The sequence below is a fragment of the Massilia soli genome (assembly GCF_016809835.1).
Classification (GTDB): Bacteria; Pseudomonadota; Gammaproteobacteria; order Burkholderiales; family Burkholderiaceae_D; genus Telluria_A; species Telluria_A soli.
Genome location: NZ_JAFBIL020000010.1, coordinates 47,866 through 65,308, shown reverse-complemented (window position 1 = coordinate 65,308; position 17,443 = coordinate 47,866). Strand labels below are relative to the sequence as shown.

Annotated in this window: 19 protein-coding genes; 13 read left to right on the top strand and 6 right to left on the bottom strand. The window is 63.1% G+C overall.

Annotation, left to right across the window (positions count from 1 at the left end):
* Nucleotides 1–81: 81 nt before the first annotated feature.
* From I4X03_RS21630 to I4X03_RS21620, 3 genes are read left to right on the top strand one after another with little or no spacing between them, the layout of a single operon-like run.
* Nucleotides 82–738 (top strand): response regulator, encoded by a 657-nt coding sequence (locus I4X03_RS21630; RefSeq protein WP_223470697.1) that lies wholly within the window; start codon nucleotides 82–84, stop codon nucleotides 736–738.
* Complete coding sequence (locus I4X03_RS21625; RefSeq protein WP_223470695.1) at nucleotides 735–2,129, top strand: ATP-binding protein; 1,395 nt, start codon at nucleotides 735–737, stop codon at nucleotides 2,127–2,129. Before I4X03_RS21630 ends, I4X03_RS21625 begins: the two co-directional genes overlap by 4 nt.
* Nucleotides 2,126–3,148, top strand: a complete 1,023-nt coding sequence (locus I4X03_RS21620; RefSeq protein ID WP_223470693.1) for an alpha/beta hydrolase family protein — start codon at nucleotides 2,126–2,128, stop codon at nucleotides 3,146–3,148. The genes I4X03_RS21625 and I4X03_RS21620 overlap by 4 nt, the downstream gene beginning before the upstream one ends.
* Nucleotides 3,149–3,194: 46 nt before the next feature.
* Here the strand turns inward: I4X03_RS21620 and hslO are convergent, their stop codons facing one another.
* Together hslO and I4X03_RS21610 are read right to left on the bottom strand one after the other, a co-directional pair.
* Nucleotides 3,195–4,148, bottom strand: coding sequence for an Hsp33 family molecular chaperone HslO (gene hslO, locus I4X03_RS21615; RefSeq protein WP_223470691.1), 954 nt, complete (start codon nucleotides 4,146–4,148; stop codon nucleotides 3,195–3,197).
* Between the two features lie 3 nt (nucleotides 4,149–4,151).
* Nucleotides 4,152–4,676: a gamma carbonic anhydrase family protein gene (locus I4X03_RS21610; RefSeq protein WP_223470689.1), complete on the bottom strand. Its 525-nt coding sequence runs from the start codon at nucleotides 4,674–4,676 to the stop codon at nucleotides 4,152–4,154.
* Nucleotides 4,677–4,825: 149 nt separating this feature from the next.
* Between I4X03_RS21610 and I4X03_RS21605 the strand changes: the two genes are divergently transcribed.
* The 9 genes from I4X03_RS21605 to bamC all read left to right on the top strand — a co-directional run bounded on the left by I4X03_RS21605 (nucleotide 4,826) and on the right by bamC (nucleotide 12,985).
* The gene (locus I4X03_RS21605) at nucleotides 4,826–5,704 is read left to right on the top strand and encodes an alpha/beta fold hydrolase (RefSeq protein ID WP_223470687.1); all 879 of its coding nucleotides are present in this window, start codon (nucleotides 4,826–4,828) and stop codon (nucleotides 5,702–5,704) included.
* A 93-nt stretch (nucleotides 5,705–5,797) separates the two neighbouring features.
* Nucleotides 5,798–6,631 (top strand): 3',5'-nucleoside bisphosphate phosphatase, encoded by an 834-nt coding sequence (locus I4X03_RS21600; RefSeq protein WP_223470679.1) that lies wholly within the window; start codon nucleotides 5,798–5,800, stop codon nucleotides 6,629–6,631.
* 144 nt (nucleotides 6,632–6,775) lie between these two features.
* Nucleotides 6,776–7,654 carry a protease HtpX gene (htpX, locus tag I4X03_RS21595; protein WP_223470677.1) on the top strand — a complete coding sequence of 293 codons (879 nt, stop codon included), beginning with the start codon at nucleotides 6,776–6,778 and terminating at the stop codon, nucleotides 7,652–7,654.
* Nucleotides 7,655–7,672: 18 nt separating this feature from the next.
* Nucleotides 7,673–8,296: an L-threonylcarbamoyladenylate synthase gene (locus tag I4X03_RS21590; RefSeq protein ID WP_223470675.1), complete on the top strand. Its 624-nt coding sequence runs from the start codon at nucleotides 7,673–7,675 to the stop codon at nucleotides 8,294–8,296.
* A 65-nt stretch (nucleotides 8,297–8,361) separates the two neighbouring features.
* Nucleotides 8,362–9,015, top strand: coding sequence for a site-2 protease family protein (locus I4X03_RS21585; RefSeq protein ID WP_223470665.1), 654 nt, complete (start codon nucleotides 8,362–8,364; stop codon nucleotides 9,013–9,015).
* A gap of 7 nt (nucleotides 9,016–9,022) precedes the next feature.
* Nucleotides 9,023–10,225 (top strand): tryptophan--tRNA ligase, encoded by a 1,203-nt coding sequence (locus tag I4X03_RS21580; protein ID WP_223470663.1) that lies wholly within the window; start codon nucleotides 9,023–9,025, stop codon nucleotides 10,223–10,225.
* Nucleotides 10,225–10,821 carry a class I SAM-dependent methyltransferase gene (locus I4X03_RS21575; protein ID WP_223470661.1) on the top strand — a complete coding sequence of 199 codons (597 nt, stop codon included), beginning with the start codon at nucleotides 10,225–10,227 and terminating at the stop codon, nucleotides 10,819–10,821. The genes I4X03_RS21580 and I4X03_RS21575 overlap by 1 nt, the downstream gene beginning before the upstream one ends.
* Nucleotides 10,822–10,882: 61 nt before the next feature.
* A complete protein-coding gene (gene dapA / locus I4X03_RS21570) occupies nucleotides 10,883–11,767 on the top strand; it encodes a 4-hydroxy-tetrahydrodipicolinate synthase (RefSeq protein WP_223470659.1) in 885 nt (294 codons plus the stop codon).
* 51 nt (nucleotides 11,768–11,818) lie between these two features.
* Complete coding sequence (bamC, locus tag I4X03_RS21565; RefSeq protein WP_370660544.1) at nucleotides 11,819–12,985, top strand: NlpB/DapX family lipoprotein; 1,167 nt, start codon at nucleotides 11,819–11,821, stop codon at nucleotides 12,983–12,985.
* Nucleotides 12,986–13,613: 628 nt separating this feature from the next.
* Here bamC and I4X03_RS21560 read toward each other — a convergent pair.
* The 3 genes from I4X03_RS21560 to I4X03_RS21550 form a co-directional block, all read right to left on the bottom strand.
* Entirely contained in the window at nucleotides 13,614–13,901 is a 288-nt protein-coding gene (locus I4X03_RS21560) for a hypothetical protein (protein ID WP_223470657.1), read from the bottom strand.
* A gap of 306 nt (nucleotides 13,902–14,207) precedes the next feature.
* A complete protein-coding gene (locus I4X03_RS21555; protein WP_223470655.1) occupies nucleotides 14,208–14,687 on the bottom strand; it encodes a DUF7931 domain-containing protein in 480 nt (159 codons plus the stop codon).
* 12 nt (nucleotides 14,688–14,699) lie between these two features.
* Nucleotides 14,700–15,821, bottom strand: a complete 1,122-nt coding sequence (locus I4X03_RS21550) for a cupin domain-containing protein (RefSeq protein WP_223470653.1) — start codon at nucleotides 15,819–15,821, stop codon at nucleotides 14,700–14,702.
* 80 nt (nucleotides 15,822–15,901) lie between these two features.
* On the opposite strand from I4X03_RS21550, the gene I4X03_RS21545 reads away from it, so the two are divergent.
* The gene (locus I4X03_RS21545; RefSeq protein ID WP_223470651.1) at nucleotides 15,902–16,447 is read left to right on the top strand and encodes an FKBP-type peptidyl-prolyl cis-trans isomerase; all 546 of its coding nucleotides are present in this window, start codon (nucleotides 15,902–15,904) and stop codon (nucleotides 16,445–16,447) included.
* An 86-nt stretch (nucleotides 16,448–16,533) separates the two neighbouring features.
* On the opposite strand, the gene I4X03_RS21540 is transcribed toward I4X03_RS21545, so the two are convergent.
* On the bottom strand, nucleotides 16,534–17,400 hold the full coding sequence (locus tag I4X03_RS21540; RefSeq protein ID WP_223470649.1) for a hypothetical protein: 867 nt from the start codon (nucleotides 17,398–17,400) through the stop codon (nucleotides 16,534–16,536).
* Nucleotides 17,401–17,443: the final 43 nt, after the last annotated feature.

Below are 17,443 nucleotides of genomic sequence, written 5' to 3'. Positions count from 1 at the left end.
CTGTTGGTTTTTCGGTTTTAAGGTCTCGTCCATATTACCGCCTTTGGCTTTGCCGAAGGTTGGCGACGATATAATCTTTGCATGCACATCCTGATCATTGAAGACGACCTTGACCTTGGCTTCGCACTCCAGCAGGCGCTGAAGGCGGACGGCATCACCAGCGCATGGCTGCGCCGTATCGCCGACGCGCCGACCCTGGCGGTCGATCTGCCCTACGATTGCGCGCTGCTCGACATTTCGCTGCCCGACGGCAGTGGCCTCGACCTGCTCAAACGTTGGCGCGCCAGCGGACTGGCCCTGCCGATCATCATGATTACCGCGCGCTCCGCACTGGACGACCGGCTCTCGGGGCTGGACGGTGGCGCGGACGATTTCATCATCAAGCCGTTTGCCATGGCCGAACTGGTGTCGCGCCTGCGCGCGGTATTGCGACGCTCGGCGCAGCAGGCCAGCCAGTTGTGGCGCATCGGCGACCTGCAGATCGAGCCGCGAAGCTACACAGCGAGGCTCGACGGCGAGGCGCTGGATCTATCGCCGCGCGAATTCCACCTGATGCTGGAATTGGCGCGCGAGCCAGGCGTGGTTGTACCAAAGGGTGTGCTGGCCCAGCGCATGGAGCCGCTGGGCGATGCACTCGACTTCAGCGCGCTCGAGGTGCACGTCTCGAACCTGCGGCGCAAGATCGGCGCCGAACGCATCCGCACCGTGCGCGGTGTCGGCTACATGCTCGACGCATGATGCCGTTCGCTGATCTTGTGCGCCCGACGCTGGCGCGGCGGCTGGTGCTGACGCTGCTGATGGCGTTCGGCGCGGTCTGGGTGGTCCTGGTTAGTTTTTACTATTGGCAGGAGACCGGGCAAGCCACCATCGATCGCGCGCAGCGCATCCGCGGCGAAATCGTGACCACCGCGCTGGCGAAATTCGACCAGCCGGACCAGGCGCGCGCCGCCATCGCGATCTATTCCGATTTCTTCAATACCGGCCTGCGCCACGAAGGCGTGCCGGGCTACTTCCTGCTGCAGCTGGAAGACCGGCAGGGGCGGCGCCTGTACATGTCGCCCGAAGGCGGCGCGGCCAGCCTGCGCGGGGTTGCAGGGAGGTTCACCGAGCAGACCGTGAATGGTGAACGCTACCACGTGTTCCGTGGCGACACGGCGCGCTGGATAGTGCTGATTGGCCAACCGCGCCTGGATAGCGGCTGGTTGCTGGCGCGTTTGGGCAGCAACCTGGCGATGTCGATTTTCATCGCGTTTCCATTCGTGCTGCTGCCGGTGTGGCTTGCCGTCGCGCGCGGCCTGCGCCCGCTGCGCCGCTTGTCCGATACCATCGCCGCGCGCGGGCCGGACGATCTTTCACCGCTAGGCTGCGACGCCAGGTACGCGGAGCTCAAGCCCGTCGCCGACGCCCTCGATCATCTGCTCGCCAAACTGCGCAGCAAGATCGCGCGGGAACATGCCTTCGTCGAGGATGCGGCGCACGAACTGAGGACGCCGATGGCCGTGATCGCGGCCCAGGTCCATGTGCTGGAAATGGCCGCCGGTCCCGACGAACGGCGCATGGCGGCGCGGCGCCTGGAACATGCGATCGCGCGCGCTTCCCACCTGGTTCAGCAACTGCTCGATCTCGCGCGCATCGACAGCGCCGCGACATCCGCCGCCGCCGCGGTGGATGTGGCCCAGCTGCTGCGGCACGAGATGGCCGTCGCCGCACCCGCGGCCATGGGCAGGGACATCGACCTGTCGCTCGAGGCGCCCGACATGCTGCTGCACCGGCTGGAGCCGCACGCCTTCCAGTCCATCGTGCAGAACCTGCTCGACAACGCGTCGCGGTATGTGCAGCGCGGCGGGCAGATCGTGGTTGGTCTGGGCGAGCGGCATGGCATGCTGGTACTGACGGTGGCCGACGATGGCCCGGGTATCGCGGCAAGCGAACAGGCCCTGGTTTTCGAGCGTTTTTACCGTGTCGCCGGAAATGACGCCTCCGGTTCCGGGCTTGGCCTGGCGATTGTCGCGCAGGCCGTGAAGCGACTGCATGGCACGGTGCGCCTTGAGACCGGCCTCGGTGGCCGTGGCTGCCGGTTTATTGTCGAACTTTGCACACCCGCTCTCTCACTGAAGGAGGCATCATGAAATGGATTCGCCGCTTGCTCATCGCGATCGCGGTTCTTGCCGCCGGCGTGGGGGTGTTCGTGTTTTCGACCGCGCTCACGACGGAGCGCCCGGTGGGTTTCCAGGCCACCCGTGCAACCGGCGCGGATGGAAAACCGTTCGTCATCGGCGTCTGGTATCCGACCGATGCGCGCCCGTGGCCAACCGTGAGCGGCTTTGCATTCGCGACGGTGGCGCGCGACGCCGCGATTGCCGGGCGCGGCTTGCCGCTGGTGATCATCTCGCACGGTAACGGCGGCGCGCCAATGGGCCATGTCGACCTGGCGCTGGCGCTGGCCAGCGCTGGCTACATCGTCGCCGCGCCAATGCATGGCGGCGACAACTACGAGGACCAGAGCGCGGTCGGCTCGGCAGCGTTTTTCAGTGGGCGTACCCGGCAGTTGCGCGCGACCGTCGACCATATGCTGGCGCGCTGGCCGGGCCACGACCGGATCGATCCTGATCGCATCGGCGCCTTTGGATTCTCGATGGGCGGATTCACGGTACTTACCGCGGTCGGCGCGACACCTGATTTGGGCATGGTTCCGACACATTGTGCCAGGTCGCCGGAGTTTGCCTGCGAGGTGTTGCGCCGCGCAGGATCGCCGTTGATGACCGTTGGCGCGTCCGCCATGGAGCAAAATTTTGTGGCGGACCCGCGCATCAAGGCGGCGGTAGTGGCGGCGCCAGGCTTCGGATTCGCGCTGGCGTCGCCGACGGGCGGCGGCGTGCGGGTACCGGTGCAGTTATGGAGCGCGGAAAAGGATGCCAGCGTTCCCTACGCAAGCAATGCCGGGCCGCTGCGACAATGGCTCGGCGCCGGGGTGGAGTTCCACTCCGTTCCCGGCGCCGGTCACTTATCGTTCCTGGCCCCGTGCACCGTGCTGGCGCGCCAGCTGGAGTTTTGTGCGGAGCAGGGCAAGTTCGATCGCGCCGCCTTCCATGAGGCGATGAACGCCAGCGTGGTCCGGTTCTTTGAACAGCACATCAAGCAACCGTGACGCGCGGGCAGGCGCGCACGGTGGCGATCCCGTCGCCGTGCGCGGCTCAGTGCTTGATGTCGCCGGCCGGGATCAAGGTTTCGACCGGGGTGTCGGTGGCAAACAGTTGCGCGCAATCGACCTTGTCGAACGCGTAGTGCTTGCCGCAGAAATCGCAATTGATCTCCAGCGCGCCCAGGTCGTCGAGCGCAGCGTTGACTTCTTCCGTGCCCAGCATCTTGAGCATGTTGCCGACCTTTTCACGGGTGCAGCTGCAGTGGAAGCGCGGGTGCGCCGGATCGAACACGCGGATCGTCTCTTCCCAGAACAGGCGGTTCATCAGGGTCTGGATGTCGGCTGACAGCAGTTCTTCCTGCTTCAGGGTCGAGGCCAGCATCACCGCGCGGTTCCAGGTCTCGAGTTCTTCCGCTTCGGTCGCCTGCTTGGTCTGGTCGTCCTTGCCGCTGTGGCGCGGCAGCTTTTGCAGCAGCAGGCCGCGCGAGACGGTGGCGTCGGCGGCGATCCACAGGCGCGTGTCGAGCTGCTCCGAACGCAGCATGTAGTTTTCAATCACGGTCGCCATGTCGTCGCCATCGAGCGGCACGATGCCCTGGTAAGGCTGCTGGCCCGGCATCTTGTCGTTCGGATCGAGCGTAATCACGAAGCGGCCCTTGCCGCTCTGGTTCAGCAGGTCCGTCAGGGTCGCGTCCTCGGCCACGTGGGCGCCTTCGGCCAGCTTGGCGGTGGCGCGCAGGCGCAGGTCGGAATCGCATTCAACCACCATCAGCTTGACCGGGCCGTCGCCATGGATCTGCATGATGATCGAGCCGTTGAACTTCAGGTTGGCCGACAGCAGGGCGGCAGCGGCCAGCATTTCGCCCAGCACCGTCTTGACCGCGGGCGGGTAGCTGTGGCGGGCCTGGACTTCGCGCCAGGTATCCGAGATTTCAACGAACTCGCCACGTACCGCGGCGTTATCGAAGATGAATTTTTGCAGGGTGTCTTTGGTATCTGTCGTCATGTCTTATCCAATTTTCTTGAGTTCTGCCTTGAACAGCTGGCCGCGCTTCACATAGCTGGCGGCGCTCGCTTGCAGGCGCGCGACGTCTTCTTCGCCGAGGGTGCGCACTGCCTTGGCCGGGGCGCCGATAATCAGCGAGTAATCCGGGAATTCCTTGCCCTCCGTGACCAGCGCGCCGGCGCCGACCAGGCAGCCCTTGCCGATCTTCGCGCCGTTCAGGATCACCGCCTGGATGCCGATCAGCGAGCCATCGCCGACCGTGCAGCCATGCAGCATCGCCTGGTGGCCGATCGTGACGCCTTTGCCGATGTCGAGCGGGTAGCCCATGTCGGTGTGCATGACGGTGCCTTCCTGGACATTGCTGTCCGCGCCGATGGTGATGCGTTCGTTGTCGCCGCGGATCGTGACGCCGAACCACACCGAGGCGTTGGCTTCGAGCGTGACCTTGCCAATCACGTTGGCGGAGTCGGCAACGAATGCCGATGCGTCGATCTCGGGAGCGTGCTCGCCCAGCTGGAAGATGGCCATAGTAGTAGTCTTATTGGAAACGTGGGGAAGGCGCTATTTTACGCCCGGGGGCCGGTTTGCCGGCCGAATGCGAGCAAATGGGGCCGCCTGACGGAAAATCAACAGCAGCGTATAATTCGAACGGTCGTTCTTTTATTTTTGAGGCAAGTATGAAACCGTCCCGTTCCGAGTTCCTGGCCATCCGTGGCCTGCGCAGCCATATCCGCCATTGGGGCAGGGAAGGGGCGCCGAAACTGTTCATGGTGCACGGTTGGATGGACGTGTCGGCCTCGTTCCAGTTCGTGGTCGACTGCCTGCAGCAAGACTGGCACGTGATCGCGCCGGACTGGCGCGGTTTCGGACTGTCCGAACGCACCCAGTCGGATACCTACTGGTTTCCCGACTATGTGGCCGATCTCGACGCCATCCTCGAGCACTACGCGCCGGGCGAGGCCGTCAACCTGCTGGGACACAGCATGGGCGGCAACATCGTCAACATCTATGCCGGCGTGCGGCCGGACCGTGTCAGCCGGCTGATCAACCTGGAAGGGTTTGGCCTGCCTGCCACCAAGCCGGAAGATTCGCCCAAGCGCTACGCCAAGTGGCTCGACGAGTTGCGCGAGCCGCCGGTGCTGCGTGCGTATCCGACCCGCCAGGCCGTTGCCGCGCGGCTGCAGAAGACCAATCCGCGCCTGTCCGACGAGCGCGCCGATTTCCTGTCGCAGCATTGGGCCGCGCCGAACCAGGCAGGCGAGTGGGAGATTCTCGGCGACCCGCAGCACAAGAAGCCGAGCCCGCTGCTGTACCACGTTGAGGAAGTGCTTGCATGCTCGCGCGCAATCACGGCGCCGGTGCTGTGGGTCGAGGCCGAAGACACCAATATGTGGCAGTGGATGGGCCCGAAGGAAGAGGCGCGGATCGAAGTCGACCGCCGCCTGTCGCACCTGGCCAACGTCAGCGCGCATATGATGCCGGACGCCGGCCACATGCTGCACCACGACCAGCCTGAAAAACTGGCACGCATGATCGAGGATTTCATTGCGGCATGAGCGGCAATTGAGCGTCGCCACGGAGCAACCCGCCCAGTCCGCGTACAATAAAGCCTTCGCGACCATCTTCCTGCGCCAAGGCTTGTTTTCAGTATGCTGAAAGTCGATCTTCATTGCCATTCCAACGTTTCCGACGGCGTGCTCGCGCCAGAGGCGGTGGCGAAGTACGCGCACGGTTCCGGCGTCGATGTGTGGGCGCTGACCGACCACGATGAGGTCGGCGGCATCGCCCGCGCGCGCGCCGCCGCGCAGGAGTTGGGCATGCGCTTCGTCGCCGGGGTCGAAATTTCGATTACCTGGGCAAACGCCACCGTGCATATCGTGGGCTTGCAGATCGATGAGCATCACCCGACGTTGGTACAAGGCCTGGCCGATACCCGCAGCGGCCGCGATGCGCGCGGGCGCGAGATTGCGGCCCAGCTGGACAAGGCCGGGATCCCCGGCGCCTACGAAGGCGCACTGAAATACGTTGGGAATCCGGACCTGATGTCGCGCACCCACTTCGCCCGCTATCTGGTGGAGTGCGGTGTTGCCAACAACACGCCGGATGTATTCCGTAAATACCTCACCGAAGGAAAGCCTGGCTATGTGCCGCATCGCTGGGCCAGCCTGGAGCAGGCGGTGGGCTGGATCAAGGCGGCCGGCGGCGTGGCGGTGATTGCGCATCCGGGGCGTTACAAATTCAGCGCGACGGCGCAGGGCGCGCTGTTCGACGAATTCAAGGCGCTTGGCGGCGCGGCCATCGAGGTGGTGACCGGCAGCCATACGCCCGACCAGTATCCCGAGTACGCGGAGCTGGCGCGGCGGTATGGGTTCCTGGCCTCGCGCGGGACCGACTTCCACGCGCCGGGCGAAAACCGGATCGAGTTTGCGCAGTTGCCGCCATTGCCGGGGAACCTGACGCCGGTGTGGCACGATTGGTTTTGAGCCGATTCTGCGGAGGAGCGGGTAGCCACAAAATACCCGTCAAATTCAGCCTTAAGCCCCAGTTAAGTATCCCGACTTGAATTTTCCGCTGAGCACCCTTATCTTATCGGCCTGTCAACCACATTCCAAGCCGGGAGGCTTTCCATGAAGCGCATTGTTCTATTTCTCGCCACCAACCTCGCCGTGATGCTGGTGTTGTCGCTGGTGCTCAACGTTCTGGGCATCGGCCGCGGCGTGAGCGCGTCCGGCATCAATGTCGGCGAACTGCTGATCTTCTCGGCAGTGGTGGGCTTCACCGGTTCGATCTTCTCCTTGCTGATCAGTAAGCCGATGGCCAAATGGTCGACTGGCGCGCGCGTCATCGAGAACCCGGCCAACTCGACCGAGCAGTGGCTGGTCGCCACCGTGCGCCAGTTGTCCGAGCGCGCCGGCATCGGCATGCCTGAAGTGGCCGTGTACGACGGCGAGCCCAACGCGTTCGCCACCGGCGCCTTCAAGAATTCGGCGCTGGTCGCCGTATCCACCGGCCTGCTGCAAAGCATGAGCCGCGAAGAAGTCGAAGCGGTGCTGGGCCACGAGGTGGCGCACATCGCCAATGGCGACATGGTCACGCTGACCCTGATCCAGGGCGTCGTCAATACCTTCGTGGTGTTCCTGGCGCGCGTGGTCGGCTATTTCGTCGATAAAGTATTGCTCAAAGGCGACTCGGACCGTGGCCCCGGCATCGGCTACATGGTCACCGTGTTCGTGTGCGAAATCATCTTCGGCCTGCTGGCCTCGATCATCGTGGCCTGGTTCTCGCGCCAGCGCGAATTCCGTGCCGACGCCGGTTCCGCCAAGCTGATGGGCTCGCCACTGCCGATGCAGAACGCGCTGGCCCGCCTTGGCGGCCTGGCCCCTGGCGCCTTGCCGCAGTCGATGGCCGCGTCCGGTATCTCGGGCGGCGGTGGCGGCTGGGGTGCGCTGTTCTCGACCCACCCGCCGATGGAGCAGCGTATCGCTGCCCTGTCGCAATTGCGCTAAGCAAGCCGCCGCGGCCTTATGAGTCAATTTTTCCAGATCCACCCGGACAATCCGCAGCTACGCCTGATCAAGCAGGCGGCGCAGATCATCCACGGCGGGGGCGTGGTTGCGCTCCCGACCGACTCCAGCTATGCGCTGGTGTGCCATCTGGATGACAAGGCGGCGGTGGAAAAGTTGCGCCGCATCCGCGGCATCGACGAGAAGCACCACCTGACCCTGCTGTGCCGCGACCTGTCGGAGATTGCCGAGTATGCCCGCGTGGACAACAAGCAGTTCCGGCTGCTGAAGGCGACCACGCCGGGTCCGTTCACGGTGATTCTGGAGGCCACGCGCGCAGTGCCGCGCCGGCTGTCGCACCCGTCGCGCAAGACCATCGGCCTGCGGGTGCCGGAGCATCCAATCGCCAGCGCGCTGCTGGAAGAGCTGGGCCAGCCTTTGATCAGCGCCACCTTGATCTGCCGCGACGACGGCGAAGTCATGAATGACGCCGACACCATCCGCGACCGGATGGAAAAGCAGCTCGACCTGATCATCGACGGCGGCGCTTGCTCGCTGGAACCGACCACGGTGATCGACCTGACCGGCGCCGAACCGGTGCTGATGCGTCAGGGACGCGGCAATCCGGCCCTGTTTGGCATCTGACGGGCTCGTCCCACCTCCATCCACCGCCTGCCGGCCGCCCCGGCGTGCTCTGTTAGAATCTACCCATGAATGAAATTATCCAGGCGATCGCCGTCTACGCACTACCGGTGATCTTCGCGATTACCCTGCACGAAGCGGCCCACGCCTACGCGGCAAAATATTTTGGCGACAACACCGCCTACGCCGCCGGCCGCATGAGTGTCAATCCACTGCGCCACATCGACCCGATCGGCACCATCGCGCTGCCGGTGCTGATGTACATCTTTACCCCATTCGTGTTCGGCTACGCCAAGCCGGTGCCGATCGATTTCGGCAAGCTGCGCAATCCAAAGAAACAGATGGCATGGGTGGCGTTCGCCGGGCCGCTGGCGAACTTCATCATGGCCTTTGGCTGGTCGGTGTTCGCGTTGCTGATGGCGGCCTTCGGGGTGGCCGAGGCGTTTCCGTACAAGGTGGCCCAGGCCGGCGTGTTCGTCAACATCCTGATGTTTGTGTTTAACATGCTGCCAATTCCACCGCTCGATGGCGGCCGCATCATGACCAGCGTGCTGCCGCACAAGCTTGCCTACACGTACTCGCGCATCGAGCCGTATGGCTTCTTCATCGTGATTGGACTGCTGGTGTTCAGGCTGATGGACTATTGGTTCGGGCCGATGGGCAAGCTGACCGGCATCGTGCTGAACCTGTTTGTGGCCCCATTCAGATTTCTTTTAGGTTAATCCCGCCATGTATCCCGACCGCGTTGTCTCCGGCATGCGTCCCACTGGGACGATGCACCTTGGCCACTTTCACGGTGCGCTGAAGAACTGGGTCAACATGCAGTCGGAACAGCCTTGCCTGTTCTTTGTCGCCGACTGGCACGCGCTGACCACCCATTACGACGACCCGAGCATCATCGAGCGCAGTACCTGGGACATGCTGGTCGACTGGCTGGCGGCTGGCGTCGACCCGTCGCAGGCGACCTTGTTCATCCAGTCGCGCGTGCCCGAGCATGCCGAGCTGCACTTGCTGCTGTCGATGGCGACCCCGCTCGGCTGGCTCGAACGGGTGCCGACCTACAAGGACCAGATCGACAACCTGTCGAGCAAGGACCTGGCCACCTACGGTTTCCTCGGCTACCCGCTGTTGCAGGCGGCCGACGTGCTGATCTACCGCGCCAGCGAAGTGCCGGTCGGCGACGACCAGGTGCCGCACATTGAAATGATGCGCGAAATCGCACGCCGCTTTAACCACCTGTACGGCAAGGAGCGCGGCTTCGAAGAAAAGGCGATGGACGCCGTCAAGAAGCTCGGCACCAAGCGCGCGCGCCTGTACCTGCAGCTGCGCACCGAATACCAGCAAGAAGGCAAGGATGAGGCGCTGGCGCAGGCGCAAGCGATGCTTGACGATGCCCAGAGCCTGTCGATGATCGACCGCGAGCGCCTGTTCGGCTACCTCGAAGGCAGCCGCAAGCTGATCCTGGTGGAACCGCAGGCCAAGCTGACGGTCGCCTCGCGCCTGCCCGGCCTGGACGGCCGCAAGATGTCCAAGAGCTACGGCAATGCCATCGCGCTGCGCGAAGACAAGGACTCGGTCACCAAAAAGGTCCGCACGATGCCGACCGATCCGGCGCGCATCCGCCGCGCCGACCCAGGCGACCCACGCAAATGCCCGGTGTGGCAATTGCATGAAGTCTATTCCGACGAGGCGACGCGCGACTGGGTGGTCAAGGGTTGCACCACGGCTGGCATTGGCTGCCTGGAATGCAAGCAGCCGGTGATCGACGCCATCATCAAGGAGCAGGAACCGATGCACGAGCGCGCCCAGCAATACCTGGATGATCCGTCGCTGGTACGCGCCATTGTGGCCGACGGCTGCGACGTCGCGCGCAAGCTGGCCCAGGAGACCATGCGCGACGTGCGCGAAGCCATGGGCCTGTCCTACAGCTGATGAACAGCCACGCCGCCGCTCCTGTTTCGGCCTGGGTTGCCCGCTTTGCGCCGCTGGCGCCGCCAGGCGAGGTGCTCGACCTTGCCTGCGGCAGCGGCCGCCACGCGCGCCATTTCGCCGCCCTCGGGCATCCGGTGCTGGCGCTTGACCGCGATGCCGCCGCGCTGGCCGAGGCCGCAGCCGAAGGCGTCGCGACGATGGCCTGGGACCTCGAAGACCCGGCGCTGGCATGGCCATTCGAAGCAGGGCGGTTTGCCGCCATCGTGGTCACCAATTACCTGCACCGCCCGCTGTTCGCGCAGCTGGCCGCCAGCCTGCGCGACGATGGCTTGCTGATCTACGAAACCTTTGCGCTAGGAAACGAAGCATTCGGCAAACCGACGAATCCGGCCTTTTTGCTGGCGCACGGCGAGTTGCTGGTACATGCCGCCGCCCACGGGCTCGCGCCGGTGGCCTTCGAAGACGGTGTGGTGGAGCGGCCGAAAGCGGCGATGGTGCAGCGGCTGTGCGCGGTGAAGCAAGGTTTTGCCTGGACCAGCGCCCGGCTGGACCAGGGCGAAGGGGCCGGTTGGAGCGGCAAATCTAGACAAGATTGAACCAATTGTGCGGGCTATCCGCTACAATCAGGTTTTTATTGACCAGCATATTCTCATTTATATGATCAAGGGCAGCATAGTAGCAATCGTTACCCCGATGCACGACGACGGTAGCCTGGATATTCCCGGCCTGCGCAAGCTGATCGACTGGCATATCGCGGAAGGAACCGACAGCATCGTCATCGTCGGCACCACCGGCGAATCGGCCACCGTGAGCGTCGAAGAGCACTGCGAACTGATCCGCGTAGCGGTCGAGCACGCGGCCAAGCGCATTCCGGTGATCGCCGGCGCGGGCGGCAATTCAACCGCCGAAGCCATCAAGCTGACCGAAGCGGCCAAGCAGGCCGGCGCCGACGCTACCCTGCAGGTGGTCCCTTACTACAACCGTCCTACCCAGGAAGGCATGTACCGCCACTTCAAGGCGATCGCCGAAGCGGTCGACCTGCCGGTGATCCTCTACAACGTTCCGGGCCGTACAGTTGCCGACATGTCGAACGAGACCATTGCACGGCTGGCATCGATCCCGAACATCGTTGGCGTGAAAGACGCCACCGGCAACATCGGCCGCGGCCTTGAGCTGCTGCGCATGGTGCCGTCGTCGTTCGCCGTGTATTCCGGCGACGACCCGACCGCGATCGCGCTGATGCTGTGCGGCGGCGCTGGCAACATCTCCGTGACCGCCAACGTCGCGCCGCGCGCCATGCACGACTTGTGCGTTGCCGCCATGAGCGGCGATATCGCCCGTGCTGTCGAGATCAACAATAAAATCATGCCGCTGCACCATAAGCTCTTCGTTGAGCCGAACCCGGTTCCGGTCAAATGGGCCCTGGCGGAAATGGGCATGATGCCAGCGGGCATACGCCTGCCGCTGGTCCCGCTCGCCGACAATTGCCACGACACCGTCCGCGCTGCCATGCGCGAAGCGGGCGTCCTTCCCCAGCCCTGACCCGCAAGGGCCGGAATCATCCCTGACACCAGCTTTTCAACCAGTTACGACATGACTATTCGCAAGACAACTCGCTCCGCCTTGACGACATCCGCGACCCGCGGCCTGGTACTTACCGCGCTGATGGCCAGCCTGACCGGCTGCGGCATGATCAGCTCGGTGATCGAACCCGACAAGGTCGACTACCGCGGCGCCAAGAAAGCCCAGCCGCTCGACGTACCGCCGGACCTGACCCAGCTGCAGAAGGACAACCGCTACGCCATCCCTGACGGCCGTGGCGTAGCCACCGCCTCCGGTTTCCAGCAGCAGCGCGGCGTTCCAGGCGCGGCCATGCCGGTGGCCAGCGGCGAGCAGGTCGGCCCGCTCAATACCAGCGACATGCGGGTTGAACGCATCGGCAGCCAGCGCTGGCTGGTGGTCAAGCAGACGCCTGAACAATTGTGGCCACAGCTCAAGCAGTTCTGGGCCGACAACGGCTTTACCGTGGTCAGCGAATCGGCTGCCGGCGGCACCATGGAAACGGACTGGGTCGAGAACAACGCCAAGATCCCGCAAGGCATCATCCGCGACACCTTGGGCCGCGTCTTCAAGTCGCTCTACTCGACCGGCGAGCGCGACAAGTTCCGCACCCGCCTCGAGCGCGCCGCCGACGGCTCGACCGAGATCTACATCAGCCACCGCGGCATGGAAGAAGTGTTTGTCGGTTCGCAGAAGGAAACCACGACCTGGACCGGCCGTCCGAACGACCCGGGCCTGGAAGCCCAGTTCCTCGGCAAGCTGATGGCCACGCTGTCGGGCACCCCTGACGCCAAGCAGGCCGAGACGGCAGTGCAGAACGCCGTAGTCGCGCCGCAGCACGCCAAGCTGGTGGGCGATGCGGTGGAAGTGGACGAAGGCTTCGACCGCGCCTGGCGCCGTGTCGGCCTGGCGCTCGACCGCGTCGGCTTCACGGTAGAAGACCGCGACCGCGTGCAGGGTGTCTACTTCGTGCGCTACGTCGATCCAGACCTGGAAGTCAAACGCGGCTTCCTCAGCAAGCTGCTGAGCTTTGGCTCCTCCGACGACAAGGCCAAGGAAGCCCAGCGCTACCGCATCCTGGTCAAGAGCGAGCAGGGCGCCAGCGTCAGCATGGTGACGGTGCAGAACAACGACGGCCAGGCCGACACCTCGCCAACGGCTGCCAAGATCCTGAAGCTGCTGAGCGAAGAACTCAAGTAAGCGTTTGCAGCGTCATTAAAAAACCGGCCAGTTGGCCGGTTTTTTTTCGATATGTCACCGTTACATGTGGAAAGCGGCGTGGCGTCACGTCGTGCCCGCGCACGCAATCACGTCGTGCCCAGGCACGCAATCACGTCGTGCCCGCGCACGCGGGCACCCATACCAATGATGCCGTAACCGCGAGGCTCCGGTCCGCTACCCGGCTTCAGTATGGATTCCCGCCTGCGCGGGAAGGACGGACTCAACGGTGACCTCGACTTTTTTACGCCCGAACATTCTCCGGTTTAGGATTCTTCAATGCAACTTGCAGTTCGGGGGCCGTTACAGGGTATAGGCCGGGCGGGACCGGCAGCGCACCGCGAAGGCATCGCCGCAAGCGAGCTCATCAACTTGATGCAACGATGTTAAATAACTGCTCTGGCCCTGAAGAAATTCGTAACATTTGGTAAAAACTTGGCGCCAAGCATTTAATCGGCGGCAGACGGGCGCTTATCGCCGTCCGTCCAGAATCGATAGCGAAACTTATCGGACCAGTTAATCCCGGCGGCAGCCGTCAATACGGCTGAGTTACAAAGGTGCAGGCGAAAAAAAACCGGCCCGAAGGCCGGTTTCTTTTAAATCTGGCTGATTACTTAGCAGCGTCAGCAGCAACCGAAGCGGCTTCCGAAGCAGCGGTCGATGCAGCAGCAGCAGCATCAGCAGCGGTCGAAGCAGCCGAAGCAGCCATTGCAGCAGCAGCAGCAGCGTCAGCAGCAGGTGCGTCAGCAGGAGCAACAACGGTGGTGTCAGCAGGAACAGCGGTTGCGTCAGCTGGTACGGTTACTTCAGCAGCTGGAGTAACGACGGTCTCTTCTTTTTTCGAGCAAGCAGCCAGAGCAACAGCCATCAGGGAGACGATCAGCAAAGATTTTTTCATGGGTTTTCCTTAGATTAATTCAAAGTGTAAAACAACTCGTATTGCGATGAATAATTACCGGTAATTATCGCTCGTTAGAAAATTCTCGTCAGCTTTCATTACCTGTGATGGTGCCTGACAGACAACGGAAACTTCCTAGCCGGATATTATAGCTAAATATCATATTTCGCAATAGCGCGATGATGCCGCAGTGAAAGATTGAGCAAAAAATCAAGCTTCATTTTGTGGCAAACGACACAATTACAACAAAGTTGTCAAACTGTTTGGCAGATGCCGAATAATATTCGCCACATCGCGAGATTTGACTTACAAGCCTGTCGTCGTTGCGTGCAGTCCCGGAAGCGACTCGGCCCAGATTGCCCTGAATCTTTCGGCACTGATTTCCGACGACTGTGGCGTATCGAACGCCGCTTCTCCGCGCATATGGTCGCTGTGGAAGCGGCGAACGATCGAAACCTCGTCGCCGATACAGAACGAATCGGTCAGCTGGTGCAGGTTGCGGCCGGTGACGCGGCACTCGATGCGGTGGCTGTAGTCTTTCAGCAGGCGCATGAAGCGCGGGCAGTTGCGTTCGATATGATCGGTCCGGTGCGCCGCGAGGTACAGGTGGCCTCCCTTACGGAGGAAGGCGCGCAGCAAGGCGTCGAAGTCGCTCGCGCCGAGCGGAAACACGGAAAAGTCAGGGTCGAACATGCGCAGGGTCGCCACCGACCGTTCCACGCATGCTCGCAGGTGCGCGCCAAACTCCTGGCGGCTCGCGAACGGGACTACGCCTGCCTGTTCCATGCCCACTCCTTGTCAGCCCAGTTCGATCCAGCCGTCCTGATACCAGGTGTACAGCGCTTCCATCACATCGTCCGATGCACCGGCCAGCGACGCGCCATCGCATCTGCGCTCGTTGGCCAGCACGTCAAGCACGGCCTTGTCGGCGCGGCTGACCGAGAACGATTCGCCGTTGATGAACACGTTCTTGCCGCGATACAGCATCTGCGTCTTGAGCGACAGCGCCACGCCGCGCTTGGCGATCGCTTCGGCGAAGCGGCCGAAGGTCAGCGGCTTGGCCGGTCCCTTGAAGAACACATTGTGCTTCGGCTCCGACAAGTGTTCGCCCAGGAAGATCGTCACGTCGTCCTCGGTGAAACGGACCTTGTTCAATTCATCGGCGATGGTCGAGAGCATGTGCTTCGGAATCTCGGCCGGATGCTTGCCGACGTCGAGGTCCGGATCGGCGTAACGGCCGGGCAGGTCGATCGAATCTGCCATGAACTGCAGGAACGCCTCGCCCAGCTCCTGGTACGACGGCGAACGGAAGCCGATCGAGTATGTCATGCAATCGCCCTCGGCAATGCCGTCGTGGGCGTAGTGCGGCGGCAGGTACAGCATGTCGCCCGGTTCGAGCACGAACTCTTCCTGCGGCTTGAAATTGGCCAGGATCTTGAGCGGCAACCCGTCGACCAGCGACAGGTCCTTTTGCGGGCCGATGCGCCAGCGGCGCTTGCCCTGCGCCTGCAGCAGGAATACATCGTACGAATCGAAGTGCGGGCCGACGCCGCCGCCGTCGGTGGCGAAGCTGATCATCAGATCGTCGAGGCGGGCATCCGGAATGAAGCGGAACTGGCGCAGCAGCGCGTCGGCATCGGCGTTGTACAGGTTCACGCCCTGGACCAGCATGGTCCACTCGCCGCTGTCGTGCGGCGGCAATTCTTCGATCGGGCCATGCTGCATGTCCCAGTTGCCGTCGACCTTGGAGATCAGGCGCGACTCGACGTGGTTGAGCTTGGCCAGTTCGACCAGGGCCTCAAGTTTGACGAGCGGCTTGAAGCCCGGGATCGCATTGCGGATCAGGAGCGGTTTTTTGTGCCAGTAGTCGCGTAAGAACTGGGCCGGCGTGATGTCGCCGAGGAGCTGTATTTTTTTCATGCGCCATTATAACCATCAACGAAACAGGTACAGCCAGCACCAGAGGTATAATCTGACTGATAACACTGAAAGGAAGTACGATGAAGATTGCAAAGAATACGGTCGTGACGGTTAACTACAAACTGTCGGATGCACAGAACAACCTGATCGAAGATGGCCGCCAGCCGATGGTGTACCTGCACGGCGGTTACGAGAACACGCTGCCGAAGATCGAAGAAGAGCTCGAAGGCAAGGAAGCCGGCTACTCATCGACCATCCAGATCGAGCCGGAAGACGCATTTGGCGACTACGACCCGGAGCTGGTCAAGATCGAAGACCGCAAGCGCCTGCCTGAGCCACTTGAAGTCGGCATGCAGTTCGAAGGCATGCCGGACAATCCGGAAAGCGCCGAAGAGCCGATGATCTTCACGGTCACCGAAATCGCCGACGACAAGGTCGTCCTCGACGGCAACCACCCGCTTGCCGGCATGGCGCTGCGTTTTGAACTGTCGGTCACCGAAGTGCGCGCGGCCAGCGAAGAAGAGATCCAGCACGAGCACGTGCACGGCGCCCATGGCCACCACCACGGCGATGAGGATGACGAAGGCGATGAAGGCGACGAGTTCCGCTCGCGTCCAATTCACTAAGCCTTAGCAACAACGCGCGGTTCGCCAGGACACGGCCGGGGCAAGCCCCGGTCCTGGCGATGTGCCGCGTGAATGATTGGGCGGGTTCACTCGCCGTTATCGGCGTTCTTCAAGGTGAACTGGACGTCCTCGTCCTTGGATACATGCACTTCCAGCGCGCGCGACCCGGCGCTGACATGGCCGATGTTGCGCTGCCACTCGATCGCCGGCTCGGCCTTGCTGCCTGGCGCCGCGACGGTATCGACCAGCAGCACCTTCCCCGCGAACTTGCGCGCCAGTTGCGCCACCTGCCTGCGCGGGGCATCGAAGCCATCTTGCGGCTGCCGGCTACGCGCCAGCAGCGCCCGGAAACCCTTCTCCTGTACCAGCGGCCTGATCTCGCCTTCCGAAAACAGCACCACGGCGTCATGCTTTTTGGCCCGCGCCAGCGCAAACACGCGGTTGAGCCAGTAGCGGTTGGCGACCAGCCGGTCTTCGAACTCGCTGTTGCGCCCCGCCTCCGGCAGATAGTGGTTGTTGTTCGCCGGGATATCGATGGTTGCGTACAGCACGTTCCCTTCGACCCAATACATGTTCTCGGAATAGGCGCGGAATTTTTTATTCGCCGATTGCCGCGTGACCTCGATTTTGCGCCGGCCCAGCGACTCCGGCACGGGGTAATACAGCTCGCGCAAGCGGTTCAGGCGCTCAATGGCGGCGGTACGTCCAGCCGAGTTGCGGCAGCCGCTCCAGTCGGTCGCCGACGGCATCACGATCATCGGCCGGCGCGCGTTCTCGATCAGCTTGCGGCGCGCGAGGTACACCTTGTCGCTGCACGGCTCCTTCTGCGCCTTGATCCCGGTTAGGACCACGAAGGCCAGCGCAGACTCGCTCGAATCGATGATCGACTGCTTCAGCTGTTCCTCATCGCCGCCGTTGGTAAAGCTATGCCCGATCACGCCGAAGGAGTGCATGTGCCGCTCTGCCGGTGGTCCTGCCATGGCGGCTGAGGCCGCA